The 19,738-nt window shown below is 70.9% G+C and carries 16 protein-coding genes; 9 read left to right on the plus strand and 7 right to left on the minus strand.

Features of this window, described 5'->3' with window-relative positions:
• Positions 1-31 precede the first annotated feature (31 nt).
• Together zwf and gnd are read right to left on the minus strand one after the other, a co-directional pair.
• Positions 32-1,411, minus strand: a complete 1,380-nt coding sequence (gene zwf, locus ABD743_RS13860) for a glucose-6-phosphate dehydrogenase (RefSeq protein WP_344722443.1) — start codon at positions 1,409-1,411, stop codon at positions 32-34.
• A complete protein-coding gene (gnd, locus tag ABD743_RS13865; RefSeq protein ID WP_344722444.1) occupies positions 1,408-2,430 on the minus strand; it encodes a phosphogluconate dehydrogenase (NAD(+)-dependent, decarboxylating) in 1,023 nt (340 codons plus the stop codon). The genes zwf and gnd overlap by 4 nt, the downstream gene beginning before the upstream one ends.
• Positions 2,431-2,812: 382 nt before the next feature.
• Between gnd and ctaD the strand changes: the two genes are divergently transcribed.
• Positions 2,813-4,570: an aa3-type cytochrome oxidase subunit I gene (gene ctaD, locus ABD743_RS13870; protein WP_344722445.1), complete on the plus strand. Its 1,758-nt coding sequence runs from the start codon at positions 2,813-2,815 to the stop codon at positions 4,568-4,570.
• 6 nt (positions 4,571-4,576) lie between these two features.
• On the opposite strand, the gene ABD743_RS13875 is transcribed toward ctaD, so the two are convergent.
• On the minus strand, positions 4,577-5,869 hold the full coding sequence (locus ABD743_RS13875) for a M23 family metallopeptidase (protein ID WP_344722446.1): 1,293 nt from the start codon (positions 5,867-5,869) through the stop codon (positions 4,577-4,579).
• Positions 5,870-6,003: 134 nt separating this feature from the next.
• Here ABD743_RS13875 and gad point away from each other — a divergent pair, with 134 nt between their 5' ends.
• Entirely contained in the window at positions 6,004-7,446 is a 1,443-nt protein-coding gene (gad, locus tag ABD743_RS13880) for a glutamate decarboxylase (RefSeq protein ID WP_344722447.1), read from the plus strand.
• On the opposite strand, the gene ABD743_RS13885 is transcribed toward gad, so the two are convergent.
• Complete coding sequence (locus ABD743_RS13885) at positions 7,421-8,140, minus strand: hypothetical protein (RefSeq protein ID WP_344722448.1); 720 nt, start codon at positions 8,138-8,140, stop codon at positions 7,421-7,423. The genes gad and ABD743_RS13885 overlap by 26 nt on opposite strands.
• A gap of 281 nt (positions 8,141-8,421) precedes the next feature.
• Here ABD743_RS13885 and ABD743_RS13890 point away from each other — a divergent pair, with 281 nt between their 5' ends.
• Both ABD743_RS13890 and ABD743_RS13895 read left to right on the plus strand, forming a co-directional pair.
• A complete protein-coding gene (locus tag ABD743_RS13890) occupies positions 8,422-9,594 on the plus strand; it encodes a serine hydrolase domain-containing protein (protein WP_344722449.1) in 1,173 nt (390 codons plus the stop codon).
• A complete protein-coding gene (locus ABD743_RS13895; protein ID WP_344722450.1) occupies positions 9,591-10,733 on the plus strand; it encodes a DUF2332 family protein in 1,143 nt (380 codons plus the stop codon). Before ABD743_RS13890 ends, ABD743_RS13895 begins: the two co-directional genes overlap by 4 nt.
• A 16-nt stretch (positions 10,734-10,749) precedes the next feature.
• Here the strand turns inward: ABD743_RS13895 and ABD743_RS13900 are convergent, their stop codons facing one another.
• From ABD743_RS13900 to mptB, 3 genes are read right to left on the minus strand one after another with little or no spacing between them, the layout of a single operon-like run.
• Positions 10,750-11,466 (minus strand): ABC transporter permease, encoded by a 717-nt coding sequence (locus ABD743_RS13900; RefSeq protein ID WP_344722792.1) that lies wholly within the window; start codon positions 11,464-11,466, stop codon positions 10,750-10,752.
• Between the two features lie 56 nt (positions 11,467-11,522).
• Positions 11,523-12,452, minus strand: a complete 930-nt coding sequence (locus ABD743_RS13905; protein ID WP_344722451.1) for an ABC transporter ATP-binding protein — start codon at positions 12,450-12,452, stop codon at positions 11,523-11,525.
• An 11-nt stretch (positions 12,453-12,463) separates the two neighbouring features.
• The gene (gene mptB, locus ABD743_RS13910; RefSeq protein WP_344722452.1) at positions 12,464-14,050 is read right to left on the minus strand and encodes a polyprenol phosphomannose-dependent alpha 1,6 mannosyltransferase MptB; all 1,587 of its coding nucleotides are present in this window, start codon (positions 14,048-14,050) and stop codon (positions 12,464-12,466) included.
• 248 nt (positions 14,051-14,298) lie between these two features.
• Here mptB and ABD743_RS13915 point away from each other — a divergent pair, with 248 nt between their 5' ends.
• The 5 genes from ABD743_RS13915 to ABD743_RS13935 are packed head-to-tail and all read left to right on the plus strand — an operon-like array spanning position 14,299 to position 19,735.
• The gene (locus ABD743_RS13915; protein ID WP_344722793.1) at positions 14,299-14,979 is read left to right on the plus strand and encodes a helix-turn-helix transcriptional regulator; all 681 of its coding nucleotides are present in this window, start codon (positions 14,299-14,301) and stop codon (positions 14,977-14,979) included.
• Positions 14,976-16,403: a Fe-S cluster assembly protein SufB gene (sufB, locus tag ABD743_RS13920; protein ID WP_344722453.1), complete on the plus strand. Its 1,428-nt coding sequence runs from the start codon at positions 14,976-14,978 to the stop codon at positions 16,401-16,403. The genes ABD743_RS13915 and sufB overlap by 4 nt, the downstream gene beginning before the upstream one ends.
• A 40-nt stretch (positions 16,404-16,443) precedes the next feature.
• On the plus strand, positions 16,444-17,643 hold the full coding sequence (locus ABD743_RS13925; RefSeq protein WP_344722454.1) for a SufD family Fe-S cluster assembly protein: 1,200 nt from the start codon (positions 16,444-16,446) through the stop codon (positions 17,641-17,643).
• Positions 17,644-17,672: 29 nt separating this feature from the next.
• Positions 17,673-18,458, plus strand: a complete 786-nt coding sequence (gene sufC, locus ABD743_RS13930; protein ID WP_344722455.1) for a Fe-S cluster assembly ATPase SufC — start codon at positions 17,673-17,675, stop codon at positions 18,456-18,458.
• Complete coding sequence (locus tag ABD743_RS13935) at positions 18,458-19,735, plus strand: cysteine desulfurase (protein WP_344722456.1); 1,278 nt, start codon at positions 18,458-18,460, stop codon at positions 19,733-19,735. Before sufC ends, ABD743_RS13935 begins: the two co-directional genes overlap by 1 nt.
• Positions 19,736-19,738 lie beyond the last annotated feature (3 nt).

Raw genomic sequence — 19,738 nt, forward strand, 5'->3', positions numbered from 1 at the left:
CGTCCCCGGCGACCTCCGGCCCGGTCGCCGGTCACGTCGGGCCCCACGTGCCGGGGGCGTAGGGCAGAGGCGCTGTGCCCGGGTCGAGGATCGGTTCGACGATTCGCCAGGCCTCCTCCAGGGAGTCCATCCGCGCGAAATGGGTGGGATCCCCGGCGAGGGCGTCGGCGAAGATCCGCTCGTACGCCTCGTGCACCGGGCCGAGCGCCTGCCGGAAGTCGACCCCCATCGGCAGCTCCGTCGCGATGTCGCCGCCACCGGGTTGCTTCGCGAGCAGGAAGAACGTCACCCCGGCATCGGGCTGCAGACACAACCGGATCCGGTTGGGCTCGAGCGTCCTGCCCCCTTCGCCGTGGAACAGCCGGCGGGGCGGCGGTCGGAACGTGACGACGATGTCCAGCAGGGTCTCGGCCAACGCCTTGCCCGCCCGGATGTGCACGGGTACCCCGGCCCAGCGCCAGGAGTCGATGTGCAGGGTGAGGGCCACGTACGTCTCGGTCGTCGAGTCGGGGGCCACCCCGCGCACGTCGCGATAGCCGGTGTACTGCCCGCGCACCACCTCGGACGGATCCACGGCCCGCACGGACGACAGGAGGGTGTACTTCGCGTCGCGCTGGTCGTCGGCGGTGTCGTGCTGCGGGCTTTCCATCGTGAGCAGGGCGAGCACCTGTAGCAGATGGTTCTGCACCACGTCGCGGACGGTGCCCACGGCGTCGTAGAACGAGCCGCGGTCGGCCACGTCGAAGTCCTCGGCCATCGTGATCTCGACGCTGTCGATCCAGGTGCGGTCCCACAACGGTTCGATCAGGGTGTTGGCGAAGCGCAGCACCAGGAGGTCCTCGACGGGCTCCTTGCCGAGGTAATGGTCCACGCGGAACAGCCGCTCCTCGGGCACGTGCCGGCGCAGCTGCGCGTTCAGCTCCCGTGCCGAGGCGAGGTCGTGGCCGAACGGCTTCTCCACCACCAGCCGGCACCGGTCGGTGAGCCCGACGGCGGCGAGCGCGTCGGCCACCGTGCCGAACAGCGAGGGCGGCACGGCCAGGTAGTGCACGACGAAGGCGTCCTGCCCGGCCTGCTCGCGAACGGCCGCAGCGAGCTGCTCGAACGTCGTGGGGTCGTTGTAGTCGCCCGCCACCATGTTCATGCTGCGTTGGAGCCGTTCGAGCACCGCGCCGTCGACGTCGGGCACCACGGCCCCCACCGCGTCCCCGACGTGCTTGCGCAACTCGTCGGAGCTCCAGTCGGACCGTGCGACGCCGATGACCGGCACCGTCAGCTCGCCCCGCTCGGTGAGCCGATACAGAGCGGGCAGGATCATCTTGCGTGCCAGGTCGCCGGTGACGCCGAACAGCACCAGCGCGTCGGCCGCCGGGCCCGGGCCCGTGATCGATCCTGTCGTGGGCGTCGTCATGACGCGGCCGGCTTCTCGTCGTGACCGCCGAACTCCTTGCGCTGCGCCGACTCGACCTTGTCGGCGAACAGTTCGCTCCCGCGCGAGGCGAACCGGCTGTAGAGCGCAGCGGTGAGCAGCGGCGCCGAGACGCCCTCCTCGATCGCGGCGATCGACGTCCAGCGCCCCTCACCGGAGTCGGAGACCCGGCCGGAGAACTGCTCCAGCTGCGGGTCGGCCGCCATCGCCTCGGCAGTGAGATCCAGCAACCACGAGCCGATGACGCTGCCGCGCCGCCAGACCTCGGTGACCTCCGCGAGGTCGATGCCGTCGTAGGGGTAGTAGCGGGGCTCGCGTAGCGGTGCCGTCTCGGCGTCGGCTTTCTCCTGGTGCTTGCCGACACCGGCGCTGCGGATGACGTTCAGCCCCTCGGCGTAGGCGGCCATGATCGCGTACTCGATGCCGTTGTGCACCATCTTCACGAAGTGCCCGGCACCGGACGGGCCGCAGTGCAGGTAGCCCTGCTCGGAGCGGGACACCTCGCCGGTGCGGCCCGGGGTGCGGCCCGCCGCGCCGACGCCGGGGGCGAGTGACGCGAAGACGGGGTCGAGCCGGTCCACCGCCCGGTCGGGGCCACCGATCATCAGGCAGTAACCGCGCTCGAGCCCCCAGACCCCGCCGCTGGTGCCGCAGTCGACGTAGTCGATGTTGTGGACGGCGGCCACCTCGGCCCGGTCGATGTCGTCGCGGTAGGAGGAGTTGCCCCCGTCGACGATCGCGTCACCGGGCTCGAGCAGGTCGAGCAGGTCGGTCACCGTGTTGCCGGTGACGGCCGCGGGGAGCATGAGCCACACCGTGCGGGGTGGCGCGAGTGCGTCGACGAGCTCTTTCAGGCTGCCCGCGCCCTCGGCACCCTCGGCGACCATCTGCTGCACGGCCTCCTTGGAGAGGTCGTGGACGACGCACTCGTGGCCGTCGCGGAGCAGGCGGCGCACCATGTTCGCGCCCATCCGGCCCAGGCCCACCATCGCGATCCTCATGCTCGGCTCCTCTGCTGCGAGACTGTTCTGCCCCTGGTGCTGATGTGCGGTGCGACTGCCGCGGACACGTGTCGCCCCGTCGGTCAGGGCGTCGGCCACCGCCGCACTGGGCGGTTCCCCCCATCGGCCCGGCGCCGGCCGGCAGGGTCACCGGGAGGCCGTCGCGGCCGTCGCGCCCCACGTCGGACGCCGGCCTCGGCCGCGGTCTCGCGGCGCGGGCCTGGCGCGAAACTACCGCGTCAGGGCCACCGAGAACCCCGATGAGCCGCAACAAAGGCCGGAGTGCCAACGAACGGGTGTCGACATTCCGGTACCGCAGCTCATACGGTCCACGCACGCGGATGTCGGCCGAATCGCAGCTGCATGCACAGGAGGCCCGCTCATGACCGCTGTCTCGCCGAAGCCGGTTGTCGCACGCCCCTACCCGGCGCGCCGATCGGTCAAGGGTTCGACGCTGGTCAGAATGCTGAAGACAACGGATCCTAAGGACATCGCGATCCTGTACCTGACGACGTCGTTCGGGTTCTTCCTCGCAGGCGGCCTGATGGCCTTGTTGATGCGCGGTGAGCTGGCGGTGCCGGGGGAGCAGTTCCTGTCCAACGAGCAGTACAACCAGCTCTTCACCATGCACGGCACGATCATGTTGCTGCTCTACGCGACGCCGATCCTGTTCGGCTTCGCCAACTACATCGTGCCGCTGCAGATCGGTGCACCGGATGTGGCCTTCCCGCGGCTGAACGCCTTCTCGTACTGGTTGTTCCTGTTCGGCGGGTTGATCGTGCTGAGCGGGTTCATCACCCCGGGCGGGGCGGCCGACTTCGGGTGGTTCGCCTATGCGCCCCTGCACAGCTCGACGTTCTCGCCCGGCGCAGGCGGAAGCCTGTGGACCGCCGGCCTGATCGTCGCCGGCCTCGGCACGATTCTCGGTGGCGTCAACTTCATCACCACGATCATCTGCATGCGTGCGCCGGGCATGACGATGTTCCGGATGCCGATCTTCACCTGGAACATCTTCGTCACCGCGATCCTGATCCTCGTCGCGTTCCCGATCCTCACGGCCGGGCTGTTCGCCATGCTGGCCGACCGGCAGCTCGGCACGCACGCGTTCGACCCTGCGAACGGTGGTGCGATCCTCTGGCAGCACCTGTTCTGGTTCTTCGGCCACCCCGAGGTCTACATCGTGGCGCTGCCGTTCTTCGGCATCGTCACCGAGGTCTTCCCGGTCTTCGCGCGCAAGCCGATCTTCGGTTACAAGGGGCTGGTCTACGCGACCCTCTCGATCGGCGTGCTGTCGGCGGCAGTGTGGGCGCACCACATGTATGCCACCGGGGCCGTCCTGCTCGCCTTCTTCTCCTTGACCACGTTCCTGATCGCGATCCCCACCGGGGTCAAGTTCGTGAACTGGATCGGCACGCTGTGGAAGGGAAGTCTGACGTTCGAGTCGCCCATGCTGTTCGCGCTGGGCTTCCTGGTCACGTTCCTGCTCGGCGGCCTCACGGGCATCGTGCTGGCCTCCCCGCCGCTGGACTTCCACGTCTCGGACACCTACTTCGTGGTGGCGCACTTCCACTACGTGCTGTTCGGCACGATCGTGTTCGCCACCTACTCCGGCATCTACTTCTGGTTCCCGAAGATGACCGGCCGGATGATGGACGAAACCCTGGGGAAGATCCATTTCTGGCTGACCTTCATCGGTTTTCACCTGACGTTCCTGGTGCAGCACTGGCTGGGCAACGAGGGCATGCCGCGCCGCTATGTCGACTACCTGCCCACCGACGGGTTCACCACGCTGAACATGGTGTCGTCGATCGGTGCGTTCGTGCTGGGGCTCTCGGTGCTTCCGTTCATCTGGAACGTGTTCCGCAGCTACCGCTACGGGCGGATCGTCACGGTGGACGATCCGTGGGGCTTCGGCAACTCGCTGGAGTGGGCCACGAGTTGCCCGCCGCCCCGGCACAACTTCACGGAGCTGCCGCGGATCCGTTCGGAGCGTCCGGCGTTCGAGCTGCACTACCCGCACCTGGTGGAGCGCTTCCGTGAGGAGGCGCACGCCGGGAACCGGCCGGCCGTGGCGGAGCAGATAACCCATGAGGTCGCCGAGGAGCAGCAGCCGGATACCGACGACCCGCGTTCGCGGTGACGCCGTTCAGCCGAAGCCGACCATCTGCAGGTTGAGCGGTAGCTGGTCGCGGTGCGGGCCGGCAAGCCTGCCCCTGTCGACCGGGATGACCGGGGCCACGCCGGGTGTCGTCTCCTCCAGGGCCTCTTCGCCGGCCACGACGCCTTCCCCGGTGAACCGGGACAGGACGAACGGCAGCCCGTTCGACTCGAGCGGGGACGGCCCGTCCATGACGTGGAAGTGCAGGTGGGGTGCATCGGTGTTGCCGCTGTTGCCCAGCCGCCCGATGACGTCGCCGGTGCGCACCTGCTGGCCCGGGCGTACCCGCAGCGATCCCGGCTGCAGATGTGCGTAGAGGGCGAAGCGGCCCCCGCTGAGATCGACCACGACGTGGTTGCCGGCCGCCGTCTCCACGGTGACGCCGCCGGGGCGCTTCCCGGGCGTCTGCTCGGGCATCCCGTCCTCGGCCGTCACCACCATGCCGTCGGCGGCCGACAGGACCTCGGTGCCGAAGTACGGGTAGGAGGTGACGTCGGTGGGCGGACCGCTGTAGAGCCGGCGCTGGGCGTCGAGCTGTACGAGGTCGACCGCGAAGCGCTCCGCGGCGTGCACAGTGCCGTTGATGGGGAGGACGGCCCCGCGGTGCGAGGTGATCGTGTCGCAGCAGCCGTTGGCGACGACCCATCCGGATCCGCGCAGCGGGGGCGCAAGGGTCACTGCCGGCTGCCCGGTGACCGCGACGGGGACGCCGGTGAAGTCGAGGTCGCGCATCGGTGGGGGTGCGGGGTCGGCATCGCGAGGGCCCACGTCCTCCGGGGCCTGTGCGGGCTGCGTCGCGACCGCGAACCGGTGGCGGACGAGGCGGGGCAGCGGGGCGTCGGGCGCCAGGGTGGCGTCCACGAAGAGGTAGCCGGACTCACCCGGCCGCAGGCTCGGCCCTGGCGAGTCGCCGGCAGGACGGAAGAGCCTGCCCAGTGCATCTGCGTCGAGCGTGGACAGCGCGGAGTCGCCGTGGGTGCCGTCGAGGACGGTCACGCTGCGTAGATGAACCTCCTCGCTGCTCGGGTTCGTGACGGCGAGCTCGTAGGCCAGGTGCACGCGGTCGTCGGCGCCCAGAACCGGGGCGATCTCGGCGACCGGGGACACCGCGATCGGGGTGAGCACCGTTGCGCCGGTACCGGGTTCGAGCGTCGGCACGCGGGTGGTCGGCGGCGCTGCGGTGCTGGTCGGGGCCGGGGCGGGGGGCGTGCCGGTCGGCGCGCACGCGGTGAGGACGCCCGCGAGCAGCACGGCGACGCGCGCGCGGGTCGCTGTCGCCATCGCCCCTCCCGAGTCGGGCCAGTCACTCCGGACCCATGAGTATCGCCCGGTCACAGGAGGGTCACCATGACTCGTTAGAGTTACTGCGCCACGGTAATGACATTCCGACACTCCCGGCGCTTACGCTGGCCGTCATGCCGTTCGCGCAGCCGCCCTCCGAGACCAACGGGGCCGCCCGTGCCCTCCCGGTGAACCCGGTGTTCGCGGCCGAGCCACTGGTCGTGCCGCGCAACGCGCTCCCCGAGGAGGGGATCGACTCCCAGATCGCCTACCAGATCGTGCACGACGAGCTGATGCTCGACGGCAACGCCCGGCTCAACCTGGCCACATTCGTCACCACCTGGGTGGAGCCGGGTGCGCGCCGGTTGATGACCGAGACCCTGGACAAGAACATCGTCGACAAGGACGAGTACCCGCGCACGGCCGACCTCGAGCTGCGCTGCGTGCGGATGCTGTCGCGCCTGTGGAACGCCGCCGACCCGATGGCGGCTCCCGGCTGCTCGACCACCGGCTCGAGCGAGGCCTGCATGCTCGGCGGGTTGGCGCTCAAACGGCGCTGGCAGCACGCCCGCCGGGCTGCCGGTCTGCCGACGGACCGGCCCAACATCGTGATGGGCATCAACGTGCAGGTGTGCTGGGACAAGTTCGCCAACTACTTCGACGTCGAGCCGCGGCTGGTGCCGATGGCCCCCGGCCGCTACCACCTGACCGCGGAGGAGGTGGTGGCGCGCTGCGACGACAACACCATCGGCGTGGTGGCGGTGCTCGGTTCCACCTTCGACGGCAGCTACGAGCCCGTGGCCGAGATCTGCGCCGCCCTCGACGCGCTGCAAGCGCGCACCGGCCTCGACGTCCCCGTACACGTGGACGGCGCTTCCGGCGCGATGATCGCGCCGTTCTGCGACCCGGATCTGGAGTGGGACTTCCGGCTGCCCCGGGTGGCCTCGATCAACACGTCGGGGCACAAGTTCGGCCTGGTCCCCCCGGGTGTCGGCTGGGTCGTCTGGCGGGACGCGGAGGCGCTGCCCGAGGACCTCGTGTTCCGGGTGAACTACCTCGGCGGCGACATGCCGAGCTTCGCGCTGAACTTCTCGCGCCCGGGCGGGCAGGTGATCGCGCAGTACTACATGTTCCTGCGCCTGGGCATGGACGGGTTCCGGCGGGTACAGCAGACCTGCCGCGACGTGGCAGTCTCCCTGGCCTCGCGGATCGGGGAGCTCGGTCCGTTCCGGCTGATCACCGACGGCAGTGAGCTCCCGGTCTTCGCGTTCACCCTGGCCGACGACATCACCAACTACTCGGTCTTCGACGTCTCCGCGAGCCTGCGGGAGCAGGGCTGGCTCGTCCCGGCCTACACGTTCCCCGCCGACGTCACCGATCTCGCCGTGCTGCGGATCGTCGTGCGCAACGGGATGTCGCACGACCTCGCCGACCTGCTGATGGACGACCTGCGGCGGGTGGTGGAGCGGCTCGAGTCGCAGAAGGCGCCGCAGCGGGGCCCGGAGTCGGCCTCCTTCGCCCACGGTGTGAAGGCCTCCACCTCCGCAGCGACTACGGCGTCCGGTGTAGGTCGCTGACCGGCGGCGGGGCCGAGGCGAACACGTCGACGAGCCGGTCCCAGCGGTTGCGGCGCCCGGCCGGGAAGCGGGCGCGCGCCCTGGCCATCCTGTGCTCGTCGTAGCGGCGCCGGGCCCACGCGGACGTGGGCCGCGCGAGGCGGAAAGCGGCGTAGAGCGACAGCAGCGGGACGAACACGCCGATCACGCCGAGCAGCGTGCGGCCCTTCAGGATCGCGATGAACGCGAACCCGAAGTTGAACAGCACGGTGACGGCGATGCCTGGAGCCCCGTCGCCGGTGTCGGGGTCGAACGGATCGGCGCCGACGAGCAGCAGGGCGAAGATCAGGGACGCGACCAGCACGGCGTCCACCGAGCTGCGGCCCTCCCGTGTCCAGTACACGTCGTCGAGGTGCAGCCACAGCGCGAACTCGTCGAGGGTGAGGGCCGCGCCTGCGCCGAAGAGCGCCGCCAGGATGTCCACCCAGGGCGAATCGGGGCGGTAGGTGAACTCGATCGTCCCGACCACGAGCAGCAGGAAGATGCCGTAGACCTGGTGGTGCACATGCACGCCGCCCACGCTCGCGTTCTTGAACGGGCCCTGGCCGCGCCGGATGGCCTTCGTGACAGCGCGAGTGACGAGGAACGTGATCAGGAAGGCCGCGAGTATCCAGCCGACGAGCAGGTGGCGACGCGTCAGCTCGGGCGAGAACACGAGGTCGATACCGGACAGGGGCGCACCTCCTGCCGAGGACGAGCCGGGCCTCCGAGGTCCTCGACGTGTGTCGTGCCCAGCGGGTACCCGCCGGAGCAGTGGCTCGATCCTGACACGAAACACCACTGAGCCGGATCGGAGTCACCGAGATGGCCGGGTCGCCGCCGCGTGCACCGGGCGGCTTCCGCCCGGGTGACGAGTCCGAGCCCTCGCTAACGGGCGCGGGACGGTCGCCGAGAGCGCGGGTGTCGGCGCTCGGCCGGCGCAGACAGGAGGGGCTCGTGGGTCGTTCGTGCAGGTCGTTCGCGGTGCTGGTGGCGCTTCTGGCGCTCGTCGGCGCCTGTACGACGTCGCCCGGCGGGGGTTCCGGTCTCGTGCCCCTGGAACCGGCGGACGCCGGCAGCCCCTTCGCACCCGCCACCGCGGCGGGGATCGAACGGATCGTGCACGATCAGATGCGCGCCGGTGCCGTGCCGGGGATGGCCGTCGGGGTGTGGGTCCCTGGGCGGGGACGTCTGGTGCAGGGGTACGGCGTGTCCGATGTCACGACCGGGTCCGCCTTCGCCCTCGCCGACCATGTGCGGATCGCGAGCATCACCAAGACGTTCACCGCCACCGCCACGCTCATGCTCGTCGACCAGGGCAGACTCGCCCTCGACGACCGGCTGCAGTCGTTCGTTCCCGGGATCCCGAACGGCCGTGACATCACCATGCGGCAGCTGTTGAACATGACGGCCGGCGTCTACGACTACACCCGGTCTCCGGAGTTCGACGCCGCCTTCGACGCCGATCCGCTCGCGCCTTTCCCGGTCGACCAGGTGCTCGCGATCCTGCGGAGCCGCCCGGCCGCGTTCACACCGGGCCAGCCGGGGGCCTGGCAGTACAGCGACTCCAACTACATCCTGCTCGGCCAGATCATCGAGAACGTGACGGGCGAGCCTGCCGGCACCTTCATCCAGCGCGAGATCGTCGACGCGCTCGGCCTGCCGGGCACGAGCTACCCGACGTCGCCGGAGATCCCCCCGCCCGCGTCACGCGGCTACATGATCGTCCCGCCGGGGGCGCCGGAGCGGGACGTCACCGCGCTCGACCCGGCGGTGGCGGGCACCGCAGGCGCGATGATCTCCACGGTCGAGGGGCTGCGGGCCTGGGCGGGTGCGCTGGCCGCGGGCACGCTGCTCAGCCCCGCCGCCCACGCCGAACAGATGGCCTTCGTGAACACGCGTCTCTCGCCGCCACTGCAGATCGGGTACGGCGCAGGCGTGATCGAGATCAACGGCTTCGTCGGCCACAACGGCGCGATCTACGGTTTCACCACGGCGATGTTCCAGTTGCCGGAGACCGGCGCCATCATCGTCGTGGTCGCCAACAAGGCGTCGAACGTCGACGGGGTCGGCCTGGAGACGTTCCTGCAGATCGCGAAGCTGCTCTACCCGGAACGGTTCTCGGCATGACGGCGCCGGGGACGCCGCCGGAGGACGTGGCCGGGCAGGCCCGCGCCATCGCCGCCGCCTGGTCGCCGGAGGGCGCCCCCGAGAGCTGGTGGCTCACGGCCGAGACGCTGACGGCGATCGCGGAGGAGGACGTGCTTCTCGATCTGGCCGCCGGGATCCCGCCCGACCGCCTGCCGCCGCTGCTGCTCGGAGCGGCCGTGGCGTACCTGGTACAGCAGCGACGGCCCGCGCTGGCGCGCTTCTACCCGGAACCGGGTGGCCCGCAGCCGCCGCGTGACGGCGGCTTCCGCGCCGAGCTCGTGGATTTCGCACGGACGGAACGGGACGGCCTCGCCGAGCTGTGTGCCACCCACCGCTACCAGATGAACGAGGTGGCCCGCTGCGCCGACGTGCTTCCCGCCCTCGCCGCGATCGGGGAGGAGGACGGGAGGCCTCTCGCGCTGGTGGATCTCGGCACCGGTGCAGGCCTGGGTCTGCACCTGGACCGCTACCACTACACCTACCGCAGCGTGGGCTCGCCGGACCGGACCGTGGGGGACCGCTCGTCTCCTGTGCAGCTGACCTGCGAGGTCCGGCCCGGGGGAGAGCCCCCGGTGCCCCGCGATCCCCCGGTGGTGGCCGACCGCGCCGGGATCGACGTCGAGCCGCTCGACGTCGCCGATCCGCACACCTATGCCTGGCTGGCGGCGTGCGTACCGCCGGAGGCCGGTGCCGTCACGCGCTTCGCGGCCGCGGCCGGTGTCGCACGTGCCGATCCGGCGCGCTCGGTGCGCGGAAACCTGCTCGACGTGCTGGGCGACGTCGTCGCGTCCACCCCGCCGGACGCGCTTCTCTGCCTCGTCGACGCGTACGTGCACGTCTTCCTGCCGCCGGCCGAACTGCGGCGGTTCGACCAGATCCTCGGCGAGCTCGGGCGGGAGCGCGACCTGGAGTGGATCTCGGTCGATCCACTCGTGCCACTCGGCCCGGAGGCCCGAGAGAGCGTGCAGGGCCTCGACGTGCCCGCGGGATGGGTGCAGGACGTCCGTCGCGGTGGCGTCTTCGGCGTGATCGGTCGGGTCGGCATCCGCCGGGGCCTGCGCACCGGATCGGTGCTCGGCCGGGCGCACCCCGGTGGCAGCTGGTTGGAATGGCGCTAGCGGACCTCGCCCGAGATCAGCGCAGCTTGACCGTGCGCACTGCCAGCAGGGATGCCGCTGCCGTCCAGAGCAGCAGCACGAGCACCTGCGTGGCACTCGGCGCGTGCCCGGCCGACAGGGCCGCGCGCAGACCCTCGGCCAGCGCGCCGGACGGCAGCGCCGCACCGACGGCCGCGAGCGGCCCCGGGAGCAGCCCGAGCGGGACGATGATCCCCCCGGCCAGCAGCAACACGAACCACACGAGGTTGGCCACCGCGAGGGTGATCTCGGCACGCACCGACCCGCCGAGGAGGATCCCCAACGAGCCGAACGCGGCAGTGCCGAGCACCAGGAGCAGCAGCGCCCAGCCCACGCCGGACGCCGCGGGTCGCCACCCCAGTGCGGCGGCGAGGCCGCAGAGCAGCACCACTTGGATCGCGACGACGCCCAGCACCGCCACCAGCCGGCCCGCGACCAGCAGCCAGCGTGGCAACGCCGTGGCGGCGAGGCGCCGGACCACGCCGTAGCGCCGGTCGAAGCCCAGCGCGATGGCCTGGCCGGTGAAGGCGCTGGACATCACCGCCAGCGCGAGCACGCCGGGGAGCACCGCCGCGATCCGCGGTTGCGGCAGCGGCACCAGATCGAGGGTGCTCAGGCCGACCAGCAGCACGATCGGGATGAGGAGGGTGAGCAGCACCTGCTCGCCGTTGCGCATGGCGAGGCGCAGTTCGGTGACCGACTGCACCGCGAGCATCCGCAGCGGCGAACCGGCGCCGGGGCGGGGCGTGAAGGTGCCGGGCGGGAAGAGGGTCACGAGCGCAGCTCCCGTCCGGTCAGCTCGAGGAACACGTCCTCGAGGCTGCGCTTGGCCACCTGTACGTCGTCGGCGAGCGCTCCCTGCCTCGCGCACCACGACGTGATGATCGACAGCACGGTGGGGTCGATCCGGCCCTGCACGACGTAGCGGCCGGCGATCGGCTCGGCCGCGCCGTACCCGTCGGGCAGGGCCGCCACGAGATCCTCGACGTCCATGCCGGACCGCGCACGGAACCGCAGCTCCTGCTGGTCGGTGTTGGCCGTGAGCGCCGCGGGGGAGCCCTGCGCGACCACGCGCCCGTGGTCGACGATCACCACCTCGTCGGCGAGGGCCTCGGCCTCTTCCATGAGGTGGGTGGTGAGCAGCACGGCCACCCCGTCGCGGCGCAGCGCCTCGACCAGGTCCCACACCACCCGGCGGCCCTGAGGGTCCATTCCGGCGGTCGGCTCGTCGAGGAATACCAGCTCGGGACGCCCGACGACGGCGCAGGCGAGCGCGAGACGCTGCTGCTGGCCGCCCGACAGACGCTTGTAGGGCGTGCGGGCGCAGCCTTCGAGTCCGAGCACGCCGGTGAGCCACTCGACGTCGAGCGGGTGCGCCGAGCACGCGGCGACGAGCCGCAGCATCTCCGTGGCGTGCACGGCAGGGTAGGCACCCCCGCCCTGAGGCATCACACCGATGCGGGCGCGGAGGCTGTCGGGGGCGGTGGCCGGATCGAGACCGAGCACACGCACCTCGCCGGCGTCGGCGGGGAGAAAACCCTCGCAGACCTCGACGGTGGTGGTCTTGCCCGCACCGTTGGGGCCGAGCAGGGCCAGCACCGATCCGGCGGCCAGATCGAGATCGAGCCCGTCGACCGCGGTGGTGCGGCCGTACCGCTTCACCAGCCCCCGGACCGCGACAGGGGGCGGCGGAGTCTTCACAGCAAAGCAGTCTAATGAGGTGCGGGATCCGGGCCCGGAGTCGGCACACGGCCCGGCCACGCGTCGACGTCCACGCCCCGCTGCCCGGCGAGCTGACGCCGCTGCACGAGCAGCAGGAGCACGAGCATGACGAGCCCGGCCACGATCGCCATGGGCAGCTGATAGGCGCGGAAGTTGAAGTCGGCCCCGGTGGGCGGGACGAGCAGGGCGAGGATGGCGGAGGCGGCCAGCGCAGCGCGCCGGTAGCGGGGAAGGCCCTGGGTGGCGGCGAGCGGGATCGCGGCCCAGAGCAGGTACCACGGATGCACGATCGGTCCGAGCAGCACGACCGCGCCCAGGCCGACGCCCATCCCGGTGACGGGGTCGAGCCGGCCGCGTAGCGAGGCGAGCAGCAGTATCAGGACCACGATGCCCCCGGCGAGCCCACCCAGGCCGCGGGTGAGCACGAGCACGGTGTCGGTGTGGTCACCGAGGCCGCCCACGATGCCGACCTGGCCCCCGATCAGACCGAGGTCGGTGGACACGGACATCCAGCTGCGGATGAGGCTCGGCGTGTCCAGCGTGGTGACCCACCCGAGCCCGAGACCGGTGACGAGTGCCAGCACGCCGTAGCCGACGACCGTGACCCCGCCGAGTACCCCCGCCGACACGGCGACGTCGCGCACCCGCGCGCCGCGGCGCCTGGCCCATTCCGTGCCGAGGAAGCCGAGTGCCAGCAGGGCGGGAATCTTGACCGCGGAGGCGCCGACGATCAGCAGGGCGCCGCACAGGAACCGCGTGTCGAGCACCCGTGGTCCTGCGCGGAGGCCGATCTCCATGCCGGCGAGCATCATCCCGATCATCAGTGACTCGTTGTGGATGCCGCTGACCAGATGGAACAGCACCAGCGGGTTGGCGGCGCCGAGCCACAGCGCGAGTCCGGTGTCGAGCCCGCAGCGCCGGGCGAGCTTGGGTAGCGCCCAGACGATCAGGCCGACGCCCATGAGGGCGAGTACGCGGTGCGTGAACAGGCCGAGGACGACGTCGTTGCCGGTGAGCGCGGTGATGCCGCGGCCGAGCCAGAGGAAGAACGGCCCGTAGGGAGCCGGGGTGTCGCGCCAGATGGTGGGGATGCTGCGGGTCAGCGGATCGTCGACGCCCAGGGCCTGTGCCGGCCCGAGAACGTAGGGGTCGAGCCCGCGGGCGAGGATGGCGCTCTGCGCCAGGTAGCTGTAGACGTCGCGGGAGAACAGCGGCGGTGCCACGGCCAGCGGGATGGCCCACAGCACAGCCGTGCGGGCCAGTTGTGCACGGTTGGGAGCGGGCGGCACGGCCCCGTTCGACCGCAGCATCTTCCCGATCCACAGCCACGCGACCACCAGCAGGCCGATGCCGGCGTAGGTGATGGCGATGGAGATGGTGGCGTTGCGGCTGGGCAGACCCAGCAGTCGCAGGCCGAACAACGGGTTGGGGACGGGGAGCGCGCCTGCACCGAGAGCGCCCACTCCCATCAGCAGCGTTCCGGTGAGCCCTAGCCGGCGAGCAGCGCGGCTCGGGTCGCGCGGGGGTGCCTCCACCGGAACCGGAGCGCGTGCGCCGTCCAGCTCCCCTGCGACCATGCGTGCAGCCTAGTGCCGAGGAAACGAGGTCGTCCTACCCGCCTCCGGCGCCTCGCGGCGTTGTCGTCGGCGCCGATTCAACACCTCCCCCACGTGAGCGTCGTCACCCGCCGCACGCCGCCTTTGCCCCAGTCGCCGATATACGCAACACTGGTGTTGTGAAAAGCAGGGGACAGCCGTCGGTCGACGCCCATGAGGGGCAGTCGAGCGGTGACGGCCGCACCCGGGCGAGCGTCGCCCGCCTGCTCATGGAGCAGGGGCCGATCACGGCCACGGCGGTCGCCGCCGAGCTCTCGCTGTCGGCTCCCGCGGTGCGGCGTCATCTCGACGCCCTGCTCGCCGACGGGGAGGCCGAGGTGCGGCAGGCGCCGCGCCGCGGCCCGCGGGGCCGGGGGCGCCCGGCTCGCCACTACCTGCTCAGCGACGCCGGGCGGGCCCGGTTCGGCCACGGTTACGACGACCTCGCCGTTGCCGCGCTGCGCTACCTCGCCGAGCACGGGGGAGAGGCGGCGGTGCGCGACTTCGCGCGCAGCCGGGTCGAGAACCTGCTCGGCTCCGAAGCCGAGCAGGTCGCGGCCACCGACGGGCGCGACGCACGCACGGGGGCGCTCGCCGACGTGCTCACGTCCCGCGGCTACGCCGCACAGGCCCGGGAAGCCGGGTCGGGTGTGCAGCTGTGCCAGCACCATTGCCCGGTCGCCCACGTCGCGGCCGAGTTCCCGGAGCTGTGCGAGGCTGAGACCCAGGCGTTCGCCGAGTTGCTCGGCACGCATGTGCAGCGGCTGGCCACCATCGCGCGTGGCGACACCGCGTGCACCACCCACGTTCCGCTGGAAGCTCCCGAAATCCAGCGGGGTTGCACCACTACCACCACGATCTCGACAGGGATCCCCACAGGTACGTCCCTGAGAGGGAGGCAGTCCGAATGACGACCACTCCTGAGGCACTCACCCAGGAGGAGACGCTCGCGACGCTCGGCCGCTACGACTTCGGCTGGGCCGATCCGGACGCCGCCGGCGCTACCGCACGTCGCGGTCTCTCCGCCGACGTCGTCGCCGACATCTCCGCACTGAAGAACGAGCCCCAGTGGATGCTCGACTTCCGGCTCAAGGCACTCGACCTGTTCGAACGCAAGCCGATGCCTCGTTGGGGCGCGGACCTGTCGGGCATCGACTTCGACAACATCAAGTACTTCGTGCGCTCCACGGAGAAGCAGGCCACGTCCTGGGACGACCTGCCGGCCGACATCAAGAACACCTACGACAAGCTGGGCATCCCGGAGGCCGAGAAGGCCCGCCTCGTCGCCGGTGTCGCCGCGCAGTACGAGTCCGAGGTCGTCTACCACCAGATCCGCGAGGACCTGGAGGAGCAGGGTGTCATCTTCCTCGACACCGACACGGGCCTGCGTGAGCACCCGGAGCTGTTCAAGGAGTACTTCGGCTCGGTCATCCCGAGCGGCGACAACAAGTTCTCCGCGCTCAACTCGGCGGTGTGGTCGGGCGGCTCGTTCATCTACGTCCCCAAGGGCGTCAAGGTGGACATCCCGCTGCAGGCCTACTTCCGGATCAACACCGAGAACATGGGCCAGTTCGAGCGCACGCTGATCATCGTCGACGAGGGTGCCTACGTGCACTACGTCGAGGGCTGCACCGCGCCGATCTACAAGTCCGACTCGCTGCACTCGGCCGTGGTCGAGATCGTCGTGAAGAAGGGCGGCCGCTGCCGCTACACGACGATCCAGAACTGGTCGAACAACGTCTACAACCTGGTGACCAAGCGGGCCAAGGCCGAAGAGGGCGCCACCATGGAGTGGGTCGACGGCAACCTCGGCTCCAAGGTCACCATGAAGTACCCGGCCGTCTGGCTGATGGGTGAGCACGCCAAGGGCGAGGTCCTGTCCATCGCCTTCGCGGGCGAGGGCCAGCACCAGGACGCCGGGGCGAAGATGGTGCACCTGGCGCCGCACACGTCCTCGACGATCATCTCGAAGTCGGTGGCGCGTGGCGGTGGGCGCACCTCGTACCGCGGTCTCGTGCAGGTCAACCCGCGGGCGCACCACAGCCGCTCCACGGTCAAGTGCGACGCGCTCCTGGTCGACACGATCAGCCGGTCCGACACCTATCCCTATGTCGACGTCCGCAACGACGAGGTCTCGATGGGCCACGAGGCCACGGTCTCGAAGGTCAGCGGCGACCAGCTCTTCTACCTGATGAGCCGCGGGCTGACCGAGGACGAGGCCATGGCGATGGTCGTGCGCGGGTTCGTCGAGCCCATCGCGCGCGAGCTGCCCATGGAGTACGCGCTGGAGCTGAACAGGCTCATCGAGCTGCAGATGGAGGGCTCGGTCGGATGACCGCACGCCTTTCCCACCTGCAGAGAAGGACTCACGAATCATGACCGTTCCGGAGACCGCGACCGAGGTCGCCGGCCTCGCCCCCGAGCTCGAGGGAGCCAAGAAGGGGCAGGGCGAGTCGCCTCTCGCGTCGGCGAGCGAGCGCTTCACCTCCTACGACGTCGAGGCCTTCGAGGTCCCCGGCGGCCGTGAGGAGAACTGGCGCTTCACGCCGATGCGGCGGCTGCGCGGCCTGCACGACGGCACCGCGGCGCTCGACGGCACCGCGAAGATCGAAGCCCCCGCAGCCGAGGGCGTCACGGTCGAGACCGTCGGCCGCGACGACGCGCGTATCGGCGAGGGCGGCGTCCCCGCCGACCGTGTCGCGGCCGCGGCCTGGTCCTCGTTCCGTGAGGCCACGGTCGTCACGCTGCACGGCACCCCGGCACCGGTCACCGTCACGGTCACCGGCCCGGGAGAGGGCGTCACCGCCGCAGGCCACCTGCAGCTGCGCACCACGCCCAACACCGAGGCCACCGCGGTGGTGGAATACCGCGGCTCGGGCGCGCTGGCCGACAATCTCGAGGTCGTACTGGCCGAGGGGTCACGGCTCACGCTGGTCGTCACGGGTGAGTGGGCCGACGACGCCGTGCACGTCGGTGCGCAGCACATGTCGATCGGGCGCGACGCGGTCCTGCGGGCCACATCGGTGTCGCTGGGCGGCGACCTGGTGCGGATCAGCCCCACCGTGAAGTACAGCGGCCCGGGCGGCGACGCCGAGCTGGCCGGGCTGGGGTTCGCCGACGCGGGCCAGCACCTGGAGCAGCGGCTGCTGGTCGACCACGCCGTGGCGAACTGCACCTCCAACGTGATCTACAAGAACGCGCTGCAGAGCGCGAAGGGCCTCACCGCCCACACCGTGTGGATCGGCGACGTGCTGATCCGCGCGGCTGCGGAGAACACGCGGACGTTCGAGTTCAACCGCAACCTGGTGCTCACCGAGCACGCGCGGGCCGACTCGGTACCGAACCTGGAGATCGAGACCGGCGAGATCGCCGGTGCCGGCCACGCGAGCGCCACCGGCCGGTTCGACGACGAGCAGCTGTTCTACCTGCAGAGCCGCGGTATCCCGGAGGACGTTGCCCGACGGCTCGTCGTCCGCGGCTTCTTCGGCGAGGTCCTGAGCCGGATCACCCTTCCCGAGCTGCGCGAGCGCCTGGAAGCGGCGATCGAGGCCGAGCTGGCCGTCACCGGCGCCTGACGCACCCAACCACACGGAGCACTGAACCAATGTCCACCTTGGAGATCAAGGACCTGCACGTCTCGGTCGCGACCGAGGACGGCCCCAAGGAGATCCTGAAGGGCGTCGACCTCACGATCCGCGCAGGCGAGACGCACGCCATCATGGGCCCCAACGGCTCCGGCAAGTCGACGCTCGCCTACGCGATCGCGGGGCACCCCAAGTACGAGGTCACCTCCGGTGAGGTCCTCCTCGACGGCCAGGACGTCCTCGGCATGACCGTCGACGAGCGCGCCCGCGCCGGCCTGTTCCTCGCCATGCAGTACCCGGTCGAGGTCCCCGGCGTCTCGACGGCCAACTTCCTGCGCGCGGCGGCCACCGCCATCCGCGGTGAGGCGCCGAAGCTGCGCACCTGGGTCAAGGAGGTCAAGGGCGCGATGAGCGACCTCGACATCGACCCGGACTTCGCCGAGCGCAACGTCAACGAGGGCTTCTCCGGCGGCGAGAAGAAGCGCCACGAGGTGCTGCAGCTCGCGCTGCTCAAGCCGAAGTTCGCGGTGCTCGACGAGACCGACTCCGGCCTGGACGTCGACGCACTGCGCGTCGTGTCCGAGGGGGTCAACCGCTACCGGGCGGGTGGCGACACCGGTGTCCTGCTGATCACGCACTACACGCGGATCCTGCAGCACATCACGCCCGACGTGGTGCACGTCTTCGCAGGCGGGCGCATCGTCGAGTCCGGTGGCCCCGAGCTGGCCGACGAGCTGGAGAAGACCGGGTACGTGCGGTTCACCGGGTCGGCGGCCGACGCGGCGGTGGCTGAGGCCTCGGTCTGATGACCACCGTCGAGGGCGTCGACGTCCAGAAGCTGCGGGCGGACTTCCCGATACTCGCGCGCACCGTCCGCGACGGCCGCCCGCTGGTCTACCTGGACTCGGGCGCCACGTCGCAGCGCCCGCGCCAGGTGCTCGACGCCGAGCGGGCGTTCCTCGAGCAGCACAACGCCGCCGTGCACCGCGGCGCGCACCAGCTCGCCGAGGAGGCCACCGACGCCTACGAGTCGGCTCGGGCGCGGATCGCCGCGCTCATCGGTGCCACGGCAGGCGAGCTCGTGTTCACCAAGAACGCCACGGAGGGCATCAACCTCGTGGCGTACGCGATGAGCAACTCGAGCATCCGCACCGGTCTCGGGCCGGAGTCGGAGCGCTTCGCACTCGGGCCGGGCGACGAGATCGTGATCACCGAGCTGGAGCACCACGCCAACCTGGTGCCCTGGCAGGAGCTGTGCCGGCGCACCGGCGCCACGCTGCGGTGGTACTCGATCACCGACACCGGGCGCGTGGATCTCGACTCGATCGAGCTCACCGAGCGCACGAAGGTCGTGGCGTTCGCGCACCAGTCCAACGTGCTGGGCACCGTCCTGCCGGTGGCGGAGCTGGTGCGCCGCGCCCGCGAGGTCGGCGCCCTGGTGCTGCTCGACGCGTGCCAGTCGGTGCCGCACATGCCGGTGCACCTCGGTGAGCTCGGCGTCGACTTCGCCGTCTTCTCGGGGCACAAGATGCTCGGGCCGTCCGGCATCGGCGTGCTCTACGGGCGCGCGGAGCTGCTCGACGCGATGCCGCCCTTCCTCACGGGCGGGTCGATGATCGAGCTCGTGCGGATGGAGCACACCACCTATGCCCCGCCGCCACAGCGGTTCGAGGCAGGCGTGCCGATGACGTCGCAGGCTGTGGGCCTCGGGGCTGCTGTCGACTACGTGAACGCGATCGGCATGGACGCGATCCACGCCCACGAGATGTCGCTGGTGCAGCAGACCATCGAGGGCTTGTCGCAGGTGCCCGGCGTCCGGATCATCGGGCCCACCGATCTCACCGACCGCGGCGGTGCCGTCGCGTTCGTCGTCGAGGGCGTGCACGCGCACGACGTCGGCCAGGTGCTCGACGACCGGGGCGTCGCCGTGCGGGTGGGCCACCACTGCGCGTGGCCGCTGCACCGTCGCTTCGGGGTGGCCGCCACCGTGCGCGCCTCGTTCCACGTGTACAACACACCGGACGAGGTCACCGCTCTGGTCGAGGGCGTGCGGGCCGCGCGTGACTTCTTCGGAGTGAGCTGACAC

The organism is Pseudonocardia yunnanensis (assembly GCF_039534065.1).
GTDB classification, from domain to species: domain Bacteria; phylum Actinomycetota; class Actinomycetes; order Mycobacteriales; family Pseudonocardiaceae; genus Pseudonocardia; species Pseudonocardia yunnanensis.